At 56.1% G+C, this 19544-nt stretch carries 16 protein-coding genes; 7 read left to right on the forward strand and 9 right to left on the reverse strand.

The genetic code is table 11. From position 1 onward, the window contains the following. The first annotated feature begins 56 nt into the window (after positions 1 to 56). From AC3B6F_RS05470 to AC3B6F_RS05480, 3 genes are all read left to right on the forward strand, one after another. Complete coding sequence (locus tag AC3B6F_RS05470) at positions 57 to 1814, forward strand: S41 family peptidase (protein WP_489823990.1); 1758 nt, start codon at positions 57 to 59, stop codon at positions 1812 to 1814. A 28-nt stretch (positions 1815 to 1842) separates the two neighbouring features. After that, positions 1843 to 2181 carry a DUF1491 family protein gene (locus AC3B6F_RS05475; RefSeq protein WP_034880894.1) on the forward strand — a complete coding sequence of 113 codons (339 nt, stop codon included), beginning with the start codon at positions 1843 to 1845 and terminating at the stop codon, positions 2179 to 2181. 141 nt (positions 2182 to 2322) lie between these two features. Next, a complete protein-coding gene (locus AC3B6F_RS05480) occupies positions 2323 to 3471 on the forward strand; it encodes an OmpA family protein (protein ID WP_489823632.1) in 1149 nt (382 codons plus the stop codon). Positions 3472 to 3600: 129 nt separating this feature from the next. Here AC3B6F_RS05480 and AC3B6F_RS05485 read toward each other — a convergent pair whose 3' ends face one another. Then, positions 3601 to 4263 (reverse strand): hypothetical protein, encoded by a 663-nt coding sequence (locus AC3B6F_RS05485; protein ID WP_489823633.1) that lies wholly within the window; start codon positions 4261 to 4263, stop codon positions 3601 to 3603. A gap of 200 nt (positions 4264 to 4463) precedes the next feature. Between AC3B6F_RS05485 and AC3B6F_RS05490 the strand changes: the two genes are divergently transcribed. The 3 genes from AC3B6F_RS05490 to AC3B6F_RS05500 all read left to right on the forward strand — a co-directional run bounded on the left by AC3B6F_RS05490 (position 4464) and on the right by AC3B6F_RS05500 (position 8017). Next, positions 4464 to 5024: a hypothetical protein gene (locus tag AC3B6F_RS05490; RefSeq protein ID WP_408870164.1), complete on the forward strand. Its 561-nt coding sequence runs from the start codon at positions 4464 to 4466 to the stop codon at positions 5022 to 5024. A 78-nt stretch (positions 5025 to 5102) separates the two neighbouring features. Continuing rightward, complete coding sequence (parE, locus tag AC3B6F_RS05495) at positions 5103 to 7118, forward strand: DNA topoisomerase IV subunit B (protein ID WP_061930536.1); 2016 nt, start codon at positions 5103 to 5105, stop codon at positions 7116 to 7118. A 2-nt stretch (positions 7119 to 7120) separates the two neighbouring features. Then, complete coding sequence (locus AC3B6F_RS05500) at positions 7121 to 8017, forward strand: EamA family transporter (RefSeq protein WP_489823634.1); 897 nt, start codon at positions 7121 to 7123, stop codon at positions 8015 to 8017. Between the two features lie 29 nt (positions 8018 to 8046). On the opposite strand, the gene AC3B6F_RS05505 is transcribed toward AC3B6F_RS05500, so the two are convergent. The 7 genes from AC3B6F_RS05505 to AC3B6F_RS05535 all read right to left on the reverse strand — a co-directional run bounded on the left by AC3B6F_RS05505 (position 8047) and on the right by AC3B6F_RS05535 (position 15208). Next, the gene (locus tag AC3B6F_RS05505) at positions 8047 to 8775 is read right to left on the reverse strand and encodes an SDR family oxidoreductase (protein ID WP_010505648.1); all 729 of its coding nucleotides are present in this window, start codon (positions 8773 to 8775) and stop codon (positions 8047 to 8049) included. Between the two features lie 23 nt (positions 8776 to 8798). Then, on the reverse strand, positions 8799 to 9764 hold the full coding sequence (locus AC3B6F_RS05510) for an ABC transporter permease (RefSeq protein ID WP_489823635.1): 966 nt from the start codon (positions 9762 to 9764) through the stop codon (positions 8799 to 8801). Beyond that, entirely contained in the window at positions 9748 to 11295 is a 1548-nt protein-coding gene (locus AC3B6F_RS05515) for a sugar ABC transporter ATP-binding protein (RefSeq protein ID WP_489823636.1), read from the reverse strand. The genes AC3B6F_RS05510 and AC3B6F_RS05515 overlap by 17 nt, the downstream gene beginning before the upstream one ends. Before the next feature lie 36 nt (positions 11296 to 11331). Continuing rightward, the gene (locus AC3B6F_RS05520) at positions 11332 to 12252 is read right to left on the reverse strand and encodes a substrate-binding domain-containing protein (RefSeq protein WP_489823637.1); all 921 of its coding nucleotides are present in this window, start codon (positions 12250 to 12252) and stop codon (positions 11332 to 11334) included. A gap of 99 nt (positions 12253 to 12351) precedes the next feature. Then, positions 12352 to 13122, reverse strand: coding sequence for an SDR family NAD(P)-dependent oxidoreductase (locus AC3B6F_RS05525; protein ID WP_489823638.1), 771 nt, complete (start codon positions 13120 to 13122; stop codon positions 12352 to 12354). 20 nt (positions 13123 to 13142) lie between these two features. Then, positions 13143 to 14156: an AraC family transcriptional regulator gene (locus tag AC3B6F_RS05530; RefSeq protein ID WP_489823639.1), complete on the reverse strand. Its 1014-nt coding sequence runs from the start codon at positions 14154 to 14156 to the stop codon at positions 13143 to 13145. Between the two features lie 14 nt (positions 14157 to 14170). After that, the gene (locus AC3B6F_RS05535; RefSeq protein WP_023944529.1) at positions 14171 to 15208 is read right to left on the reverse strand and encodes an NAD(P)-dependent alcohol dehydrogenase; all 1038 of its coding nucleotides are present in this window, start codon (positions 15206 to 15208) and stop codon (positions 14171 to 14173) included. A gap of 410 nt (positions 15209 to 15618) precedes the next feature. Between AC3B6F_RS05535 and AC3B6F_RS05540 the strand changes: the two genes are divergently transcribed. Next, positions 15619 to 17781 carry a TonB-dependent receptor gene (locus AC3B6F_RS05540; RefSeq protein ID WP_489823640.1) on the forward strand — a complete coding sequence of 721 codons (2163 nt, stop codon included), beginning with the start codon at positions 15619 to 15621 and terminating at the stop codon, positions 17779 to 17781. Positions 17782 to 17814: 33 nt separating this feature from the next. Here the strand turns inward: AC3B6F_RS05540 and dld are convergent, their stop codons facing one another. Further along, entirely contained in the window at positions 17815 to 19530 is a 1716-nt protein-coding gene (gene dld / locus AC3B6F_RS05545) for a D-lactate dehydrogenase (RefSeq protein ID WP_489823641.1), read from the reverse strand. Between the last annotated feature and the right edge of the window lie 14 nt (positions 19531 to 19544).

Genomic DNA, 19544 nt, shown 5'->3' on the forward strand with positions numbered 1-19544 from the left:
GAACAATGTCTTCTGTGTGTCTTTACCGGGGCTAAAGTTTGTGGCGTGGTCTCATGATGGAAGGGCTGAAAAGCGCTTTTGCTGACCCGCCTTCGAGGACCCCGTTCTTGCGCCACGCCGCACGCCACTTTTCCCTGTTTCTGTCGCAGTTCTGTTCAACGACGCGGCGTCGAACTCTCGTCCTTGGTCTGACAGTTCTGGCAGCGGGAACGTCTTTTCATCATGGTTGGGCGCAGGGTACAGCATCGACATCTGCGGCGACGCCTTCGACAAGTCAGACGTTCTCTACAGGAATGACCCGGGATGTTCTTTTTGCGGCTCTGGGCTTTCTTGGTCCGAGGACCCTTGAGGCCCATTCGCCGCGCGAATTCTGCATTTGGGGGCTGGATGGCCTGACGGCCATCGACCCGACGATTGCCGTAACGGACAATCCGGCAGAAGATCATGACAAACAGCATATTCCCGAAACACTGACGATTACGCAAGGTCAGACCCTGCTTTTCAAACGGATCTTTCCTGCGGATGAAAGCCGGTCAGGCTGGTCAGATCTTGTGACTGCGGCCATGCAGTCAGCCTGGGAACACTCATCAACGATCCGCGATGCAGGGGCTGATGCGCTCCTTCAGGGATTTTTTGATGAATTATTCAACCATATGGACCCATATTCGCGGTATCTGGGCCCCACCCCAGCCATTGCTGACCGCACCAAACGGACCGGCCAGAGTGGCACTGTTGGCCTGACGCTTGGGGCAAAGGGCCATGCGATCATCGTGACGGCTGTCAATGCGAATGGACCAGCCTGGGAAGCAGGTGTGGACACGGGTCAGCGGTTGATCGCCGTGAACGGACGATCTACCCGTGGGCAGTCTCCTGAAGTCGTTCAGAGCTGGCTTGAAGGCGAAGACCGTACGTCCATTTCTCTGGCACTCGCTTCTCATGGGCAGCATCCTGCGACGTTGAAACTACGTCGGGCACAGGTTCCGCCTGAGACGGTTTTTGCTTCGACGGATGGACCCTATACCCTTCTCCGGATCACGTCTTTTTCGATCCAGACAGCCGAGGAGATCAGCCAGTACCTCGATCAGGTGGTTGAAGACGAGACGCCTGACGGACAATCTTCTGCCAGAGCAAAAACACCTCTGAAACGGCCTGCAGGAATCATCATTGATCTGCGTGGAGATCGGGGTGGGGTGCTTCAGCAAGCCGTGACGGCAGCGGCCCTGTTCCTTGATCATGGTGTTGCAGTCACCACGCATGGACGAGATCCTCAAGCCAACCATATCTGGGTGGTTCAGGGGGGCGACATGACCAGCGGTGCACCGATTGTCATTCTGGTCGATGGGCGCACGGCCAGTGCGGCTGAAATTCTCGCCGCGGCACTTTCGGATCACCGTCGGGCTGTTGTGGTGGGAAGCGAAACTCTGGGCAAGGGGCTGGTTCAGGTCATTGGGCAAATGCCGAATGGTGGGGAGCTGTTTGTTACCTGGAGCCGGAATCAGGCCCCCCTTGGATGGCCCATTCAGGGGCTGGGCATTATGCCTCAGGTGTGCACTTCGCGGGGGGGTGACGATCTGCACGGACAGCTTGCTGCCCTTAAGGGAGGGACGGCTCCTCAGGCTGCTGCCGTGCAAATGGCAAGGGCGGCCCGCTATCCGGTCCCGGTTTCCCGGATTCTTGACATAAGACGTCATTGTCCGGCGGCGATCGGGACGGATGCAGACATGGACACGGCGCGGTTCCTGCTGTCTTCTGCAACAGCATACAAAGCAGCCCTAGAGGCTGTTCCTGACGAGAACACCGCACCTCTGCATTAAATTTTTCAGGAATGGACGAGATATTTTCATGGGTGCACGTTTGAAAACAGGGCTTTGGGTCCGCGCCGTTATCCGTCGTATTTCCTCGGATGGAACGTCCGCCATGGTTCTGAAAAAAGGCGATGAAGACGCCGGAGCTGTTCTGATTGTTCTGCGAGACCGGGAGGACAATATTGCTGTCCTGCGGGAAAACGGCTCTGACTGGGTTCGCGCCGATGTTCAGAAATCCGGTCTGGAGGAATATCTGGAGCGTCAGCGCCGGTATGATCCAGACCTCTGGTTGATCGAGCTTGAAGTTCGGACTGTAGAGACTCCGCTGGAACGGACACTGGGGTCGCGCCGTGCCGATCTGGACGTCATGCACTGAACTGTGGGACGGAAGACACAGTGAGCAACGAACCTGCCCACTGTGAAACTTCTGCGTCAGCCATTAAGAACTGGTGCGCGTTGCCATTCCCGGCACTTTCAGCAAGAAGACTTTCAATTGGGTTGGTTGGAGAGAAATGACATGATGCAGCGATCCGTTGTCAGAACCTGGCTTGCCCGGGCCGGGCTCACTGCTGGCGTATCGATGCTGGTCATGGGGGCTGCGCAGGCCCAGCCCGTTAAGGGCCTGTATATTTCAGGGGCAGGTGGCGCGAGCTTCAATCAGGATCAGACGGTCCGTCTTTCTCCTGTTTTCCCGAGCGGTCGCGACCATTATCAGGCAGGCGTCACGGGAATCGGAAGTGTTGGCTGGGGTCTTGGAAACGGCTTCCGTGTCGAAGTTGAAGGCAATTACCGCAACAATCGCCTCCAGCAATTCCGCAGCAGCCTGTTCCCGTCTTCCGTCGGGGGACGTCAGCAGCAGTACGGCGTGATGGCCAACGCGCTGTTCGACATGGATATCGGTCAGTCCTGGGTTTATCCGTATTTCGGTGCGGGTATCGGTTACGGCTGGCAGGCCATGAACACCTATGTCCGGGCGCCGAACGGCGCATTCGATCAGCATACTGGCGGCACGGCGGGCAACTTCGCCTATCAGGGCATTTTCGGTCTGTCTTTCCCGGTTCCGTGGGTTGTTGGCCTATCCGCCACGACGGAGTACCGTTTCTATTCCCTGCTCGGACCGAACGGACACCATGCTTCGGCAACTGGCATTTATGGTGGCTGGGATCAGAAACAGGCCTATGGCTATTCTGAGGGCAACCGGAATACCCGGACGGACTTCAACCATTCCCTAATGCTGGGCCTGCGTTACGAGTTCAATCCTGCTCCGCCGCCAGCCCCTCCGGCGCCTGCCCCGATCGCCGCTCCTGCGCCCGCTCCGACACGAACCTATCTCGTGTTCTTTGACTGGGATTCGGCGGCTCTGAGCGATCGCGCAAAATCTGTTGTTGCAGAGGCTGCAAAGAACTCCACCGCAACACAGATCACGCATATTGAGGTCAACGGTTATACGGACAGCTCTGCTGCACAGCCAGGCCCACGTGGCCAGGCCTATAATCTGGCTCTCTCGAAGCGTCGTGCTGAAAATGTGAAGGCAGAATTGATCCGTGACGGCGTCGCGACTGGCCTGATCATGACGCAGGGATACGGTGAAGCGCATCCTCTGGTGGCGACTGGCCCGAACGCCCGTGAGCCGCAGAACCGCCGTGTGGAAATCGACTTCAAGTAAATTTCCAGCCAGACCAGACGACAAAAGCCCTGCCTTTGTAAAAAGGCAGGGCTTTTTTTATGGTGTCTTCAAAACAGGATACAAAAAAAGCGAGGGCAGAACCCTCGCTTTTCCAGGACGTCAGGCGTCTTACTTCTTGCGGCGAGCTGTTGTGTGCCGAACCGCAGTCTTCTTGGTGGAGGTTGCTGCTTTTGGCGTCGGAGCAGCAACAGCAGGCTTGGCAACAACCACACCCGTTGCATCGACTGTCGCATGCACCACAAGATGCTCGCGCTTCTTGCCGCCACCCGGGATCAGTTCTGCCGTAAACGTGTCCGCACCGGCGTAGGCGGTGGCCGGGGTGTAGTTGACGTAGGTACGACCGTCATAATTGTAGAGGAAAGCCTTGCCGTGCTCCGGTGCGGGACTCACGCCAAAGGAGGCGTAGCTGCCGGTACCAGGCTTCTGGACGGAAATGGCGCACAGGCCGTCATCGCTACGGACTGTCATGTTCACGCTCATCGTACCGTCTGCGGCGGTAGTTACTGGCGAGACGTGGCAAACTGCGGAGACCTTCTGGTATCCGAAAGGATTCGGAGCCACAGAGCGCTGGACGATCGGCTGCTGGGCGCAACCGGAAAGAAGCATGGAAAGGGCAAAAGCCGATCCCAGGGTAACGACGGAACCTCGCAGGCGCACGGTCAACTCCAACGCTCGTGACAGATGATGCCGCGCTTCCCGCGGCAAGACAGACGTTCGGATGTAGAACAGGACGAAGCGGGGTGAAAGACTGTCAACCGTCAGGAAAAGCACTTTGACGGCTTTTTATGCCCGTGGAGCAATAAATTACAGTTGAGTGCGGCTGCGCCCATTTTCCGCCACGAAATTATGTTGCAGGTAAATGGTTTGCTGAATGTTTCTCACATTGAGTTTCATCTTCCGCGGGCCGCAAGCCCGGATTATGCTGTCTGTCTGTTTCCGGCCAAAATGTCCCGGCCTTGTGGAGTCTGTCGATGTCTTCGTTCTTCCGTCGTTCTTTCGTTCGTCTGGCGGGTGCTGGTCTGGCCTGCACCACCTTCCTTGCTGCTCATCCGTCCTCAGCCTTTGCTGCAGAATGTGGCAACTCCCCTGCTCATGAAGCTTTCGATGTCGCCGGCCTGAAGTCCGAGCTGATGGTCACGGCTCTCTCCTGCAAGGCCCAGGACCGCTACAATGCGTTCGTCGCCAAGTTTCGTCCGGCCCTGATGGATGCAGAAAGCCGTCTAGATGGCTATTTCCGCACGACTTATGGGCGCCGCGCTCAGGCTGAGCATGATGATTACATCACGCAGTTGGCCGACGTTCAGTCTCTTGGCGGCCTGAAGTCCGGTACGGTTTTCTGTGAGCAGCGTGAAGCCATGTTCGATGAAATCAATGCGCTTGAGACGGGTGCTGACCTTGCTCACTACGCTGAAGCCAAGGACGTGGCACAACCTGCTTCCTACGAGAGCTGTGCAGCCCCTGCCACGGTTGATCGCCGTTCGCGCCATGGTGTGACGAAGAGCACCACCACGCGCCGTACGCATCGCGCCTGATCTGCGAAAACATCGTCGTTCTGCCTCATCCGGAAGCGTTCGCTTGACGTTCCGGACCGGGGCGGCGACAACGCAGACATGAGCGATCTGTTCGAGTCAGGCAAAGCAGGAAACACCAGGGCGTCCAGAAACCGTAAGGACGCTGCTGGCACAGAGTATGGCGCACAGGACATTGAAGTCCTGGAGGGGCTGGAGCCCGTACGCCGTCGCCCTGGAATGTATATCGGCGGGACGGATGATAACGCCTATCATCATCTGGCTTCCGAAATTCTCGATAATGCCATGGATGAAGCCGTGGCGGGTCATGCCAGCAGCATTGAGATGCGGCTGGAAGGACCACGCACTCTTATGGTGCGGGATAATGGTCGAGGCATCCCAACCGACCCTCACCCAAAATTTCCCAAGAAATCCGCCCTTGAAGTAATTTTCACGACGCTTCATGCGGGTGGCAAGTTCTCTGGCAAAGCCTACGACACATCTGGCGGTTTGCACGGTGTGGGCAGTTCGGTTGTCAATGCGCTTTCCGAAAAGCTGGAAGTTGAAGTCGCACGGGATCGCCTGCTGTATAGGCAGGAATTCTCACGCGGGATTCCCCTTGGCCCGCTGGCTGAGGTCGGCAATGCACCGAACCGCCGCGGCACCACGGTCCGCTTCACTCCGGACCCGGAAATTTTCGGGACTATCCATTTTTCCGCCGCGCGCCTCTATCGGCTCTGCTGCTCCAAGGCGGCATTGTTCCGTGGTGTGGCCATTCAGTGGAAGTGTGAACCGGACCTTATCAAGACCGGTGACGAAACCCCTACTGAGGCTCTGATCCAGTTCCCGAACGGGCTGGAAGATGCGCTGACAGCTGAACTGGGGCCGGATCCGGCGCTTCTGACACCCCTTTGGGCCGGTGAAGCAGAACTTCCCCTTGCTGCTGATGGCCGGACAGGCGGCAAGGTAGAATGGGCAGTCGCTTTCCTTGAGAGCGGCAACGCGTCTCTGGTCTCTTACTGCAACACCATCCCAACCCCGCAGGGTGGCACACATGAAGCGGGTTTCCGTGCGGCACTCGTCAAAGGCTTTCGGGCATGGGGCGACCAGCGCAAGGTCAAGCGGGCAGCAGCCATCACGGCTGAGGACGTTCTGGGATCCGTTGCGGCCAAACTATCCGTGTTCATCCGCGATCCGCAGTTTCAGGGACAGACCAAGGACAAGCTGACCAATCAGGAAGCCTCACGCCTTGTCGAGGGCGCACTGAGGGATCGAATCGATCACTGGCTGGGTGGAAATCCACAGCAGGCTGACAATCTTCTGGCCTTTATGATCGAGCGCGCGGAAGAACGTCTGCGCCGCCGCGAGGTCAAGGAAACGGCCCGCAAAAGTGCGACTCGCAAGCTTCGCCTTCCTGGCAAGCTGACCGACTGTACGCGCGAAAATGCCTCCGAGACGGAACTGTTCCTCGTTGAGGGCGAATCCGCAGGTGGTTCCGCACGGCAGGCGCGTGATCGTGAGACACAGGCCGTTCTTCCGCTTCGTGGCAAAATTCTCAACGTGGCGTCTGCTACGGCTGACAAGCTACGGGCGAATCAGGAACTGCGCGACCTGACGGAAGCGCTGGGCTGTGGGCTGGGATCGTCCTTCGACATCAGCCGCCTGCGCTATGGTCGTGTCATCATCATGACGGATGCTGACGTGGATGGCGCGCATATCGCCTCCCTGCTCATGACGTTTTTCTATCGTGAAATGCCGGAACTGATCCGTCACGGTCATCTGCATCTGGCGCAACCGCCGCTCTATCGCCTGACGCATGGCGCAAAGACGATTTATGCCATGGATGATCTGGACCGTGATCGTCGGATCAAGGCGGATTTCAAGGCCAACGCCAAGGTGGAGGTATCCCGCTTCAAAGGGTTGGGTGAGATGCCTGTGAAGGATCTCAAGGAAACCACGATGGATCCGTCCCGCCGGACTCTTTTGCGCGTTATAGCCCCCCCCGAGGATCGGGCGCTCACCAGCGAACGCGTGGAAAGTCTGATGGGACGCAAACCGGAACTTCGTTTCCGCTTCATCCAGGAACATGCCCGTTCTGTTGAAGATCTCGACGTCTGAGTGTGACGAGCAATGTGCAATCCGTTGAAAAATACGGTCAACTCAAGGCTGTAGGGCTTTTGATCGGGGGGATTTCATCCTTCCAGATCGGGGCCACCTTGGCCAAGGGGCTTTTCCCGTTATTCGGCCCGACCGGGATGGTGGGACTGCGTGTCTGTATGGCGGCGCTGATCCTTCTGGCAATCTGGCGCCCCACCCGCATGACCCTGACGCCTGCGGCCTGGAAGCTCCTGCTGCCTTATGGTGCGTCCGTCGCGGTCATGAATTTCTGCTTCTACGTCGCCCTGGTTCGGCTTCCACTGGGCATCGTAGTAGCGTTGGAGTTCACTGGCCCGCTGACCCTTGCCCTGACCGGGTCGCGCCGCTGGCTGGATCTCTGCTGGGCGTTCTTTGTGATTACCGGTCTGTACCTGTTGCTGCGACCTGAGACGACGGCTGTAACGGGGACTCTGCATCATCTGGATCTATTCGGGATCTGTGCAGCACTGTTCAGTGGATGCGGGTGGATCGTCTACATCCTGACGGGTACGCAGATGGGTAAGGTTCTGGATGCCGGACAAGCCACGACTCTTGGTATGTCTACAGCAGGTATCCTGTTACTGCCCTGCCTCATCCCGACAATTCCGACTGTCATCACCCATCCCTGGCAAGGTGGAGCGGCGCTGAGTGTGGCGGTTCTGTCTTCGGCTGTCCCGTATATTCTGGACATGATGGCGATGCGCCGTCTGAAACCAAAAGACCTTGGCATCCTGCTGAGTATGGAGCCTATGCTGGGAGCCATTTCGGGCTGGATTTTCTTGGGAGAAGGTTTGTCTGCCGCGCGATGGGTGGGTGTCCTGTGTATTGTCATTGCTTCGCTGGGCAATGTTCTGACTGCAAAGAAAGTCGCTGCTCACTAACGATGTGAGCAGCAAACCCCGCTTTCGCTTCAGGCATCAAAATTATGCGGCAAAACGACTAGATCACGCACCATGACACCTTTTGAACGTGTCAGGATAAAGATCAGAGCTTCGGCGACTTCCTTGGCTTCCATCAGGGCACCCGCTTTAATGTTGGCTTCAAGCCGCGCCTGATCCCAGTCTTTCAGCAAAGGCGTGACAACGGGGCCGGGCTGGATGGCTCCTACACGAATTCCGTACTTCGCGACCTGACGGCGAACCGTATGGACGAATGCCTGCACGGCATGTTTCGAGGCCGTATAGATCGGCTCGGCCATGATGGGGATCATGCCTGCAATCGAACTGGTCATAACGATGTCGCCACTTTCCTGCTTCATCATCTGCGGCAGTACGGCGCGAACCGAACGGAAAGCTGCATTGATGTTCAGATGGAGCATCGAATCCCAGCTATCAGGATCGCCTTCCCACACATTGCCACCAACATACGCGCCGGCATTGGCGTGGAAAACATCGATCCGGCCCTGCTCCTGAACGATCTGCGCGACCGCAGCATCTACGGTTTTGTAGTCGAAAAGATCGACAATGATCGCATGAGCCTGGCTGCCGAGTTCTGCTGTCTTTTCTTCCAGCGCCTTGGCGTCACGGTCCAGAAGATAGACCACCGCACCAGCTTCGATGAGATAACGGGCACATTCGAGGCCAATGCCCGAAGCCGCGCCCGTAATAGCGACGACCTTGTTCTGAAGAGACTGTGTCATATGCTCTACCTTGTGATTCTGTCTCAGCGTGCAGATGCTGTGCCGCGCTGACGACTGATGAAAATTGCGAGAAGGATGATCGCGCCCTTGATGACGTTCTGAACGTACGGGGAGACTTCAAGCAGGTTCAGCCCGTTGTTCAGGACGCCCAGCAGCATGGCGCCGATCAGGGTCCCGATGATGGAACCACGGCCGCCGGAAATTGAGGTGCCACCCAGCACCACGGCAGCGATGGCATCAAGTTCAAAGCCGACGCCTGCATTCGGCTGACCACTCATGAGACGGGAGGAGAGAACAACGCCCGCCAGAGCAGCCGTAAAGCCGCCGATCAGGTAAACGATAATCTTGTATTTTCGGGAATCGATGCCGGAGAGGCGGACGGCGTCTTCATTCCCACCGATTGCATAAATGTAGCGGCCAATCGGCATGCGCTGGAGCAACAGATAAGCCAGCGCATAGACCACCAGCATGATGAGAATGGGAGTCTGGATTCCCAGAATCTTCCCGCGGCCGATAAACGCAAACCAGTCTGGAAGACCCGAAATGGGATAGCCGTTCGTGTAGATCAGCCCTAGTCCACGAGCGATGCTCATGGATGCCAGAGTGACGATGATCGGCGGCATTCCGAGACGGGCAATGCACAATCCGTTTCCTGCCCCAAAAAGCGCCCCGACACCCAGCCCGGCGATAATGGCCAGCCCGGCGTTCAAGCCAGAAACCAGCAGACCCGCTGTAATGGTTCCGGCCAGTGCCATGACCGCGCCTACGGAGAGGTCAATGCCGCCCGTGAGAATGGCAAAAGTCATGCCTACAGAGATGATGGCATTGATCGAGACCTGTCTGGCAACGTTTTCGAGGTTGCCGAAGGACAGGAAGCGACTGTTGAGCGCGATCATGCAGGCCACGACCACGAACAGTCCGACAGCCGGGAGAAAGGCCGTTGAACGTGCGACCTTCGACGCTTTGTAACGCTCAAGCAGAGAGTGCATCGACTGCGGACTTTTTAACGCTTGCTGTTGCATGACGCATTACCTCTTCCGAACTGATGGCATCCCCTTCCAGAACTGCCGTGATGACGCCATGGCTGAACACGGCCACGCGGTCACACATTCCGACGACCTCTGGAAGCTCGGATGAGATCATGATGATGGCGTATCCCTCTGCCGTGAGGTTCCGCATGAGTGTGTAGATTTCCGCCTTGGCCCCGACATCAATGCCGCGGGTGGGCTCATCGAAGATCAGGATCTTGCTTCGCCGGTTCAGCCAGCGCGCAATCACAACCTTCTGCTGATTCCCACCACTGAGGCTCACTACGGTCGTTTCGTCCGAAGGGGCTTTGATGTGGACCGCGGACATCAGTTCCTGTGTCTTCCGCTTCTCCCGCGCCGCGTCGATCGTGCCGGTCGGGCGGGTATATTGCGGCAGATTGTTGATAGAGATGTTGTCCCGGATGCTGAAACCGAGGATCAATCCCTCGGTTTTTCGGCTTTCCGGCAGAATTCCGATGCCATGATGCAGAGCCTGTGCAGGATTCCCCATAGACACTTCCCTGCCCTCAATCCGCACCCTTTTTCCGGGACATGGCAGTGCGCCGATCAACGCCAGCGCCGTTTCCGTTCGGCCAGAACCGACGAGCCCGGCGAAACCGAGGATTTCACCTTTTCGCAGATAGAAACTGTTGGGGTGCCCGTTACTGGCAAAACGAATGTTTTCGGCTTCCAGAATGCGCTCGGCAGTCTGGAGAGCGGGTTTGGGCGGAAACGTACTTTCAATTTTCCGGCCGACCATCTTCTCAACCAGATGATCCATGGTGCAGTCAGCTGTTTTCAGGACGCCCACGTGGGCACCATCACGAAGCACCGTAATGCGGTCGCAGATTTCGAAAATCTCTTCGAGGTGATGTGACACGAAGAAAATTCCGATCCCCTGATCGCGAAGCTGCCGCATGACGTTGAAGAGCAGTTCAGCTTCCGTCGGGGTCAGGGTCGCGGTTGGTTCGTCGAGGATGAGAACCTGCACATCCAGTGACAGGGCTTTCGCAATTTCCACGAACTGCTGTTCTGCGACACTGAGACGCGAGACAGGAACATCAAACCGCGTTTTTACTCCCAGGCGTTCGAAAATTCCCTGCGCGATGCGCGTCATTTCGTTTTTGCGGGAAAATCCGAGAGCGTTCCGCATCTCGCGCCCGAGGAAAATATTATCCACGGCATCGAGTTCAGGGATCAGGCTGAATTCCTGAAAAACAATTCCGATCCCCGCACTGATGGCGTCCCTGTAGCTGGAAAAGTGGCATTCTTTTCCTTTGAGAAAGATCTGTCCTTCATCCTGAGACTGGATACCGCCCATGATCTTGATGATCGTGGACTTTCCAGCACCATTCTCTCCCAGAAGAGCGTGGATTTCTCCACGCTCCAGGTTGAGGCTGACATTCCGCAACGCCCGGACTCCCGGAAAGCTCTTGGAGATTCCCTCAAGCGCCAGAAGAGGCTCCGACAATATCTGACTGGTTTCTGTCATGATGTTCCCTCCGGAATCCGGGGCCGACCTTGGAATTTACCAGCTGAACGTCTTGGCTTTCGTCGCGTCGATCAGTTCGACATCGACTGGCAGAACCTTCGGCACTTCTGCACCCCATTTTTTGGCAAGGGCGAGTGCCAGTGCCAAACGGATTTCCTGCCGGGGGAACTGCGCTGCCGTGGCGATGAAATGCGAGCCCGGCTTGCTGATGGCCTTCACAGCTTCCGGGTTACCATCAACGCTGACCAGCTTCACGTCCGAGCCATTGGATTCAATGGCGGACAGCACACCGAGCGATCCATTGTCATTGACGCTGAAGATGCCCTTCAGATCCAGGTTGGCCTGAAGCATGTTCTCTGCCACAGTCAGAGCCTGATCACGCTCCTGCTTGCCGTTCTGAACGCTGACAATCTTGATGTCGGAATGCTTGGCGATAGCGTCTTTGCAGCCTTTAACACGCTCAAGAATGGGAACGACCGGGATACCGTCGATAATGCCGATATTACCGGTCTTGATCGTCGTGGCGAGATACTCGCAGGCCTTGAAGCCGGCATCGTAGTTCTTGGAGCCGACAAACGCATCCAGCGGACCACCAGCCTGAGCATCTACCGAGACAATCGGGATGTTCTTGTCATGAACGGTCTTTACGACGGACGTGACGCCTACGGTATCGGTCGGGTTGATGATGATGATCTGCGCGCCCTGCTGGATCATGTCCTCAATGTCACTCACCTGCTTGGAGACGTCATGATGCGCATCGCTGATGATGACGTTGGCGCCGATCGTGGCAGCGGCCTCCTGCAAGGCATCCTTCATAGTGACGAAATACGGATTGTTCATTTCCTGAAAGGAAACGCCAATTTTCAGCGGTGTTCCGGCTGCGGCAGCCGGCGGTGACAGGGCCGTCCCGCCAAGAGCGAGAGACAGAAGGGCCAGCGGAAGCGTCTTGATCTTCATGTTACACCTGTTGATCTGCATGCACTGTGCAGGCCATTTCCTGCACATGGCCTTGTCAAAACCGTAAAATCACATGTCTTTATTTGAGGATGGGGCGACCTAGAGAGCCGTGTATCCGCCATCGACAAATATTTCCTGCCCGTTGACCATGTTCGACGCATCGGAGGCGAGATACAGAACTGTATCCGCGACATCTTCCGGTGTTGCGACACGACCAGCGGGGATTTTTTCCAGTAGCTTTTCCAACTTGTTGCCAACGCTCCAGACGCGTTCGCCCATGGGCGTCCAGACAACTGTCGGGCAGATAGCATTGGCCTGGATGTTGTGAGCCGCCCACTCCGCCGTCATGACCTTGGTGAGGCCATTCAGACCAGCTTTGGAAGCGACGTAAGCACCATGGTCAATCAGCGCGACAGAACTGGCCTGGGAGCTTATGTTGACTATCTTACCGCGTTTGCGTTCGATCATCCCCGGCGCAAAAGCACGGGCGAGAAGCCACGGCGCACGCAGGTTGATGGCCTGTACGGTGTCCCATTCCTCAACGGTCTGTTCCACCAGCGGCCGAGGAAAACTGACGCCAGCATTGTTGACGACAATATCCACGCCACCCCACGCAGCCGTCACTGTCTGGGCGACAGCGTCAGGGACAGTCGAATCACTGAGATCAGCAACAACCGTGAGGCATTGACGTCCATGGCCTTCCACGATCCGGCGTGTTTCAGCCATATCGGCTTCAGACCGCGCAACGGCGACAATATCGGCTCCGGCGGCACTCAGAACATCGCAGATCGTGACGCCAAGCCCGCGGGACGCACCCGTGACAAGAGCTTTGCGACCATCGAGGGAAAAGCGTTGTGGAAGTTTTGGCATGGTCTGTTTTCCCTTGTCCGTCAGTTCAGGAAATCTGTGGCATCTGCGTGTGGAAGGGTCGTCATTTCACGGGCATGCCGGCGGTATTCCCGGGGTGTGCAACCTCGCAGGCGCAGAAAGATGCGGTTAAAATTGGACAGGTTGTTGAAGCCGGAAGCCGCACCGATCTCCGTGATTGAAAGAGGGGAACTGGCCAGCAGATGGCAGGCGTGACACACACGCAGCCGATGCAGGAAAGACATGAACGTGTCGCCCGTCGCAGCCCGGAACTGGCGAGAGAATGTTGAGGCGCACAGCCCCAGATCCTGCGCCAGATGGTCGTGCCGAATTTCGGACGGGTCCATGGCCATCAGGGACGTGATGACACCACTCATCCGCTGCATTTCCGGGCTATTGAGCGCCTTGGTTTCACCTTTGAGAGACAGCGTCCTGAACGGAGCAGACATCAGTGCGGCGAGAAGATCCACACAAGCGGCCAGCTTCCCCGCGCCCTGAAAAGCCCCGATTGCTTCAAGTTTCTCCCCGAGGTCAAGTGCTTCTGAGCCGGTAAATTCGACACCCAGAGTAGAGGCTTGAAGTAGATTTCTCAGTCCACCCAATTCCGGGCACAGGGTCATCAGGCCTTCAATCCATTTAGCGCTAAACTGAAGGACAACATCCCGCCCTGTCAGCACTTCACCCGGCTTGAGAGGACTGAACCAGCCATGCGGCAGGTCAGGTCCGACCAAAACAATCTGGCGTGGCCCGAAACTCCCGATATGGTCCCCAATGATCGCACGACCTTCGCTCTGTGTGATCAGGTGCAGTTCATATTCCGGATGATGGTTCCAGCGTGCCAGCGGACCGGGATAGTCATGCTGATGCCAGCGGAAACTGGTGTTCGGTTCCGCATGGATCGTCTCGTAAACAGGACGCGTATTCCCTTCAGAAACAGGCGTCTTCGCCTTCAGGGAACTTACCATTCCAAGAGCAGAGGGTCGGCTGGCAATCGGGGAGAATGGGCCCTGCCTGGGTATCTTCTGGGGTGCAGACATTCTGTTACAGCCTCTCAGAGAACGATCTGGAGTTTGACATCGCCTGGCCGCGCTTCGGCAGCGCGTTCAAAGGCGGCAATGCCCTGATCGAAAGAGAATGTTTCGGACACCAATGGTTTGAGGTCGATTTTCCCTGCACCAACAAGACGGATGGCGCGATCATAAACATTGGCGTAGCGGAATACCGTTTCCATGCGGATTTCCTTGGCCTGGGCCGCCACGATATCGAATGGAATCCTCTGAACAGGCATACCGACGAAAACGATGGTGCCGCCAGGGCGTACACAGGACAGGGCGTCATCGTAAGCGCCTGCAAAACCGCTCGCTTCAAAGACGACATCTACGCCCCAGTCTGCGCCGCAGGTCCCATCCACCACATCACGCGGTTTCTCGTCGCGAACATTGATTGCTGTAACGCCGTCATACTGTGCTGCGATAGCAAGCTTGGCAGGTGCAAGATCCGTGATGAAAACCTGACCTGCCCCGGAAGCCAGAGCCGCCAGTGCCGTCATGATGCCAATGGGACCACATCCTGTCACAAGGCAGATATCACCGGGTTTGAGAGCAGCTTTCACTGAAGCATGCACGCCAACGGCGAGCGGCTCAATCATCGCCCCTTCAGCAAAACTGACAGTGTCAGGCAATCTGAATGTGAAAGCTGCTGGATGCACGACTGAAGGCGTCAGACAGCCGTGAACGGGGGGCGTCGCCCAGAAACGAACAGCAGGATCGACATTGTACTGACCCATCAGTGTTGCGCGAGACTGCGGATCTGGAATCCCGGGTTCCATGCATACCCGGTCGCCAACTTTCAGAGATCGGACATTTTTTCCGATTTCTGTAATCGTCCCAGAGGCTTCGTGCCCCAGAACCATAGGTTCGCGAACCACGAAAGGCCCGATGGCACCATGCGTGTAGTAATGCACATCGCTGCCGCAGATACCCACCGTATGAATAGCGATACGGACGTCGTTCGGTCCAAGCTCGGACGGCAGGCTGATCTCCCGCAGAGAGAGCTCACCTTTCTTTTCAAGTACCAGTGCCTGAGCCATACCCAACCGTCTCCTGTCGCACGTTTTATCATCAGATGTGATCAGAAGTACGGATTATATGTTATATATAACACTTAATAGATTATTTTTTTATCACAACTGATACTATTTTCCGTTTTTCAGTTTCGGAATCGAACAATTTTTGCTTGAAGTTATATATTAACTAATTGATTTATAGATGTTTTATTTACGGGTACTTTTCTTCAGAAGGCGGAAAATTTTACGCCATAAATAACAAAAATATGATCTGGATTGTCTCACATCGCTCAGAGGCCCTCTTCCACCCCTATGACGCGAACTGCGAGATCTGATTTTGGAAAACCATCGATATCGTTTGTCATAACTCTTTCGATGACATCGCCAATGCAACAAACGTAAATGAGAGTAATTATTATTTGCGGAAAAATCAGATGGCTTTCTTCAGGACGGTAGCTTTTGCATGCGCAGGATTGTCTGTTTTCAGCGGATATAGTGCTGAAGGTGCACCGTCGTCCCCGGAGAATGATAACAAAAGCCCAATCCGGAAGTCACAGTCCGTTACCCAGCAACGCAAGACAGAACGCATTCGCGTTCATGCAGACCCCAACTCTTATGCGGCCACAACCAGCAGCATTGCGGACAAGCTTCCAACCACATTTCTGCAACAGACCCAGACAACGAATGTTGTGACACACCAGGTCATTGAAGACATGACACCCCAGACGATGGAAGATGTGGCCAAGTATGTACCAGGCCTTTCAATTGGCAATAATTTTGGTGGCACCCAGGATAACCTGATGAAACGGGGCTTCGGGGCTACAGACGACGGCTCAATCCTGCGAAATGGCGTTCGTATGCCGACAGGGCGGAACTTCGATCTGGCAACGACAGATCGGGTTGAAATTCTGAAGGGGCCTGCTTCTCTGTTCTACGGCATGCAAGAACCGGGTGGCGTGATTAACGTCATTACCAAGCAGCCCCGCAAGACATGGGGAGCCAGCCTTGGAACGACATGGGCCTCTCTTGGAGGCGGATATGGTCATCTGGATGTAGGAGGCCCTCTGGCGCGTGGTCTGACATTCAGGCTTGTAGGAGCTTACAAAAACGAGAATTACTGGCGCAACTTTGGCTCTAACAGACAAAAGCTGGTCTCCCCGTCCCTGCGTTTCGAGCGCGGAGCGTTTACAGCGGATGTCTCCTATGAATGGGCGCAATACGACAATACTCTGGACCGCGGTGCGGTCTTCTCAAATGGGGAAGTCATCAGCGGCCCTGAAAAACGCCTGGACGAAAGCTGGGCGAAATCTTTTGGCACCCGCCATCTGCTTTCCACCACCTTCCAGTATCGCCTGTCAGGCCATGACCGAATTCGCCTGTCAGGGGGCTGGAACCGGGACAATTACCATGATCGACAGGCTGACCCGTCAGCTTATAGCGCTATCACAGGTGTTCTGACCCGGCGCTATCGCAGCAATACCGGAACAGTGCGTGCCAATGGTTATACTGCTCTGGATTACATTTCCGATCACAGACTCCTGGGCATGAAGCATGACCTGGTGATTGGCGCAGACTACGAAAACCGCCAGCAAAATCAGGGGGCTTTTATTGACGGCCCAAGACTAGGCGGCTTTGTCCCGTCAGATCCCGTGTATGGGATGCTCAAGCCGGTTGGTCCTGTTAACGTGAACAACAGCGACTGGCGCCAGCACATCAACAGTGCCTCAGGCTACCTGAAGGATAACATTCATCTGGGGCATGGTCTGATTCTGGCTCCCGGCCTGCGCTATCAGTTCTTCCACATCACATATGGAGGACGTCGCCCCTATGTACAGACAACGGACGCATCCTACACCAAGCCCCTGCCCTTCGTGGCGCTGGTGTACCAACCCGGAAAGCATGTCTCGTTTTACGGAGATTACTCTCAATCCTTTACACCCAATCAGCTTGATGCAGGCAGTGTTCTTGAGGGCACGTACAAGCCCACCATGGGGCGGCAGTTTGAAGTTGGAGCACGTTATCAGGATCGCTTCCTGACGGCTGATGTGGCTTTCTACAATATCCACAAGAAAAATGTTCAACAATCAGCCGGGCTGGACGAGACCGGAAATACGCTTCAGCGCCTCGCTGGTCTGGTCGGGTCCAAGGGGGTGGAAACCAGCCTGACAGGGAAATTGAACAGGCACTGGAACATTCTGGCCAATTATGCCTTCACCTATGCCCGTATTCTGCGGGATACGCCAGCGGATGAAGGCAAACTGGTTGCCAATGGCGCCAAGCATACAGGCGGTGGCTATCTGACCTATGAGACGGGCCTGCCGTGGCTCAGGACAACCATGCGCATTGGTGCTGGTGCGCGTTATGTTGGTCGTCGCCCGGGTGATCTGAATAATACATTCTGGCTCCCCGGCTATACAACTGTGGATGCCTTTGCCTCGTGGCACACGGGCCGACTGCTTGGACATGACACCTCCCTACAGGTCAACGCCGTAAACCTTGCAAACAAAGCGTATTTCGTGTCCACGGCAGGAACGCCCCTGCGTGTGTCATGGGGACAGGGACGCACTGTTCGTGTAGGCATTGAGGTCGGTTTCTGAGCACTCTACGCCTTCGCAACAGGGGCATTCTGCTCAGACGCTTTCAGCGACCCAGTTCCGCTTTTTGGTCGCCTTGCCAATGCCAGGATTGAAGCAGTTGCAGGGATCGAGACTGCGATAATGCTCTATCATTTCTTCCGGTGCGTCATAGAGGTGACCGACGTTATGCTCGGCTGGATAACGTGCTCCGCGCGCGTCCAGCCCTGGCAACATGGAATGTTCCACGGCCATGGCATTGTAGCCTTTCTTCACCACGTAATCCTGATGCATCACATGGCAGAAAAAGTGACCGTAATAGAGTTTGACAATGATTTTGTCTTCGATGTCCTGAGGCAGCGTCTCGAACCAATCCCGATCATTCCGACGCAGTGCCACATCAAGCGCCACAATGTCTTCTGCCGTCTTTGAATGGATGGCCCGATAGCGGATGGCGGCTCCGGCTGCTGCAAAACGATGTAGGAAGGCCAGCTTTCCTTCTTCTGGCGTACAGGCGAAGAAATCCCCTCCCGTTTGTGAGCGCCAGTTTTCCAGATAGGCTTTCACGGGTGCGGCCAGCTCGGCAGAGACCTTGAGCATCAGATGATGTTCGAAGCGGTCCCGGAACTCACACATCCGGGCCGGAAGCTGCTTGGGAATGATCTTGCTGAATGCCTGAAGCAGCAGATCGCTCAGATGGCCAGAAATACCGGGAATACGCTGCACGGCAATGTCGAACCGGGATTTCATGCCGAAGAACGTCGGCAGGAATCGCGTCCCCATATAGCGAATGATGGCGGTTGTATCCTTGCCATACACCTCGGCGATGTTGAACGCATCGCGATGAATGTATTCGCCCGCAATCGGCAATTCATCGAAGCTGGTCAGGATATGACGGCGCAGGTCTTCAAGGTCATGCGTGCTGTTGGTGCCGATGTAGAACACGGCCGGGTTTCGGTTGGCCTTGAACGTATCGAGGCGAACAGCAAAGACCACCAGCTTGCCTGCACATCCTGCGGCTTCATGCCAGCGGTTCGGGTCCGCATTGAAGCGCGCTGGGGTTTCGGCATCCACGTCCCGGACGTGCTGGGCATAGCCCGCGTCATGACCGCGACCCGCGTTCCAGTCGATGGCATTTTCAGGAAACTGCCCGTTCTGCACGGCGCACAGGATCTGTTCTGGATCACCGTCCAGCCGGATGCCCAGATGATTGACGAGATGCAGCTTTCCATCTGTTCCCATCTGACCGAACAGGGCCATTTCCGTGAAAGCTGGCCCACGTTGGACAAGAGCGCCCCCGGAATTGTTGCTGACTCCCCCCAGAACGGAGGCACCGATGCAGGAAGACCCGATCACGGAATGCGGTTCACGACCGATCTTGGCAAGTTTTTCTTCAAGATCGTGCAAGGAGGAGCCTGGCAGACAAACAACCTGCCTGCCCTCACCGATCAAATGGATACCATCCAGTCGGTTCGTGCTGATGATGACGATCTCGCGGTCATAATCATTCCCGTCCGGCGTAGAGCCACCTGTCAGACCCGTATTAGCGGCCTGCATGATGATGATTTTTCCGCTCTCCGCACAGAGCTTGGAGGTTTTCCAGAGTTCGACAAGATTTCCCGGCTGAAGAACGGCCAGAACGTCTCCAAGACCGAAACGGTAACCTTTGCGAAAACGGTATGTCGCGTTGGGCTTGGTGAGAACGTGGCGTCGGCCCACGACCGAGCGAAGCGTGTCGAGGAAAGCCGCGTTATCGCTGGACGTGGTCGACATGTCTGGAATGTTCC

The sequence above is a fragment of the Gluconobacter sp. ESL1110 genome (assembly GCF_058107395.1).

What these genes read in the sequence shown, in the direction of transcription:
- AC3B6F_RS05475 (WP_034880894.1), top strand. Translation starts at nt 1,843, where the DNA reads ATGGGTGCACGTTTGAAAACAGGGCTTTGGGTCCGCGCCGTTATCCGT.
- AC3B6F_RS05490 (WP_408870164.1), top strand. Translation starts at nt 4,464, where the DNA reads ATGTCTTCGTTCTTCCGTCGTTCTTTCGTTCGTCTGGCGGGTGCTGGT.
- AC3B6F_RS05470 (WP_489823990.1), top strand. Translation starts at nt 57, where the DNA reads ATGGAAGGGCTGAAAAGCGCTTTTGCTGACCCGCCTTCGAGGACCCCG.
- dld (WP_489823641.1), bottom strand. Translation starts at nt 19,530, where the DNA reads ATGTCGACCACGTCCAGCGATAACGCGGCTTTCCTCGACACGCTTCGC.
- AC3B6F_RS05505 (WP_010505648.1), bottom strand. Translation starts at nt 8,775, where the DNA reads ATGACACAGTCTCTTCAGAACAAGGTCGTCGCTATTACGGGCGCGGCT.
- AC3B6F_RS05540 (WP_489823640.1), top strand. Translation starts at nt 15,619, where the DNA reads ATGGCTTTCTTCAGGACGGTAGCTTTTGCATGCGCAGGATTGTCTGTT.
- parE (WP_061930536.1), top strand. Translation starts at nt 5,103, where the DNA reads ATGAGCGATCTGTTCGAGTCAGGCAAAGCAGGAAACACCAGGGCGTCC.
- AC3B6F_RS05535 (WP_023944529.1), bottom strand. Translation starts at nt 15,208, where the DNA reads ATGGCTCAGGCACTGGTACTTGAAAAGAAAGGTGAGCTCTCTCTGCGG.
- AC3B6F_RS05520 (WP_489823637.1), bottom strand. Translation starts at nt 12,252, where the DNA reads ATGAAGATCAAGACGCTTCCGCTGGCCCTTCTGTCTCTCGCTCTTGGC.
- AC3B6F_RS05530 (WP_489823639.1), bottom strand. Translation starts at nt 14,156, where the DNA reads ATGTCTGCACCCCAGAAGATACCCAGGCAGGGCCCATTCTCCCCGATT.
- AC3B6F_RS05525 (WP_489823638.1), bottom strand. Translation starts at nt 13,122, where the DNA reads ATGCCAAAACTTCCACAACGCTTTTCCCTCGATGGTCGCAAAGCTCTT.
- AC3B6F_RS05515 (WP_489823636.1), bottom strand. Translation starts at nt 11,295, where the DNA reads ATGACAGAAACCAGTCAGATATTGTCGGAGCCTCTTCTGGCGCTTGAG.
- AC3B6F_RS05510 (WP_489823635.1), bottom strand. Translation starts at nt 9,764, where the DNA reads ATGCACTCTCTGCTTGAGCGTTACAAAGCGTCGAAGGTCGCACGTTCA.
- AC3B6F_RS05480 (WP_489823632.1), top strand. Translation starts at nt 2,323, where the DNA reads ATGATGCAGCGATCCGTTGTCAGAACCTGGCTTGCCCGGGCCGGGCTC.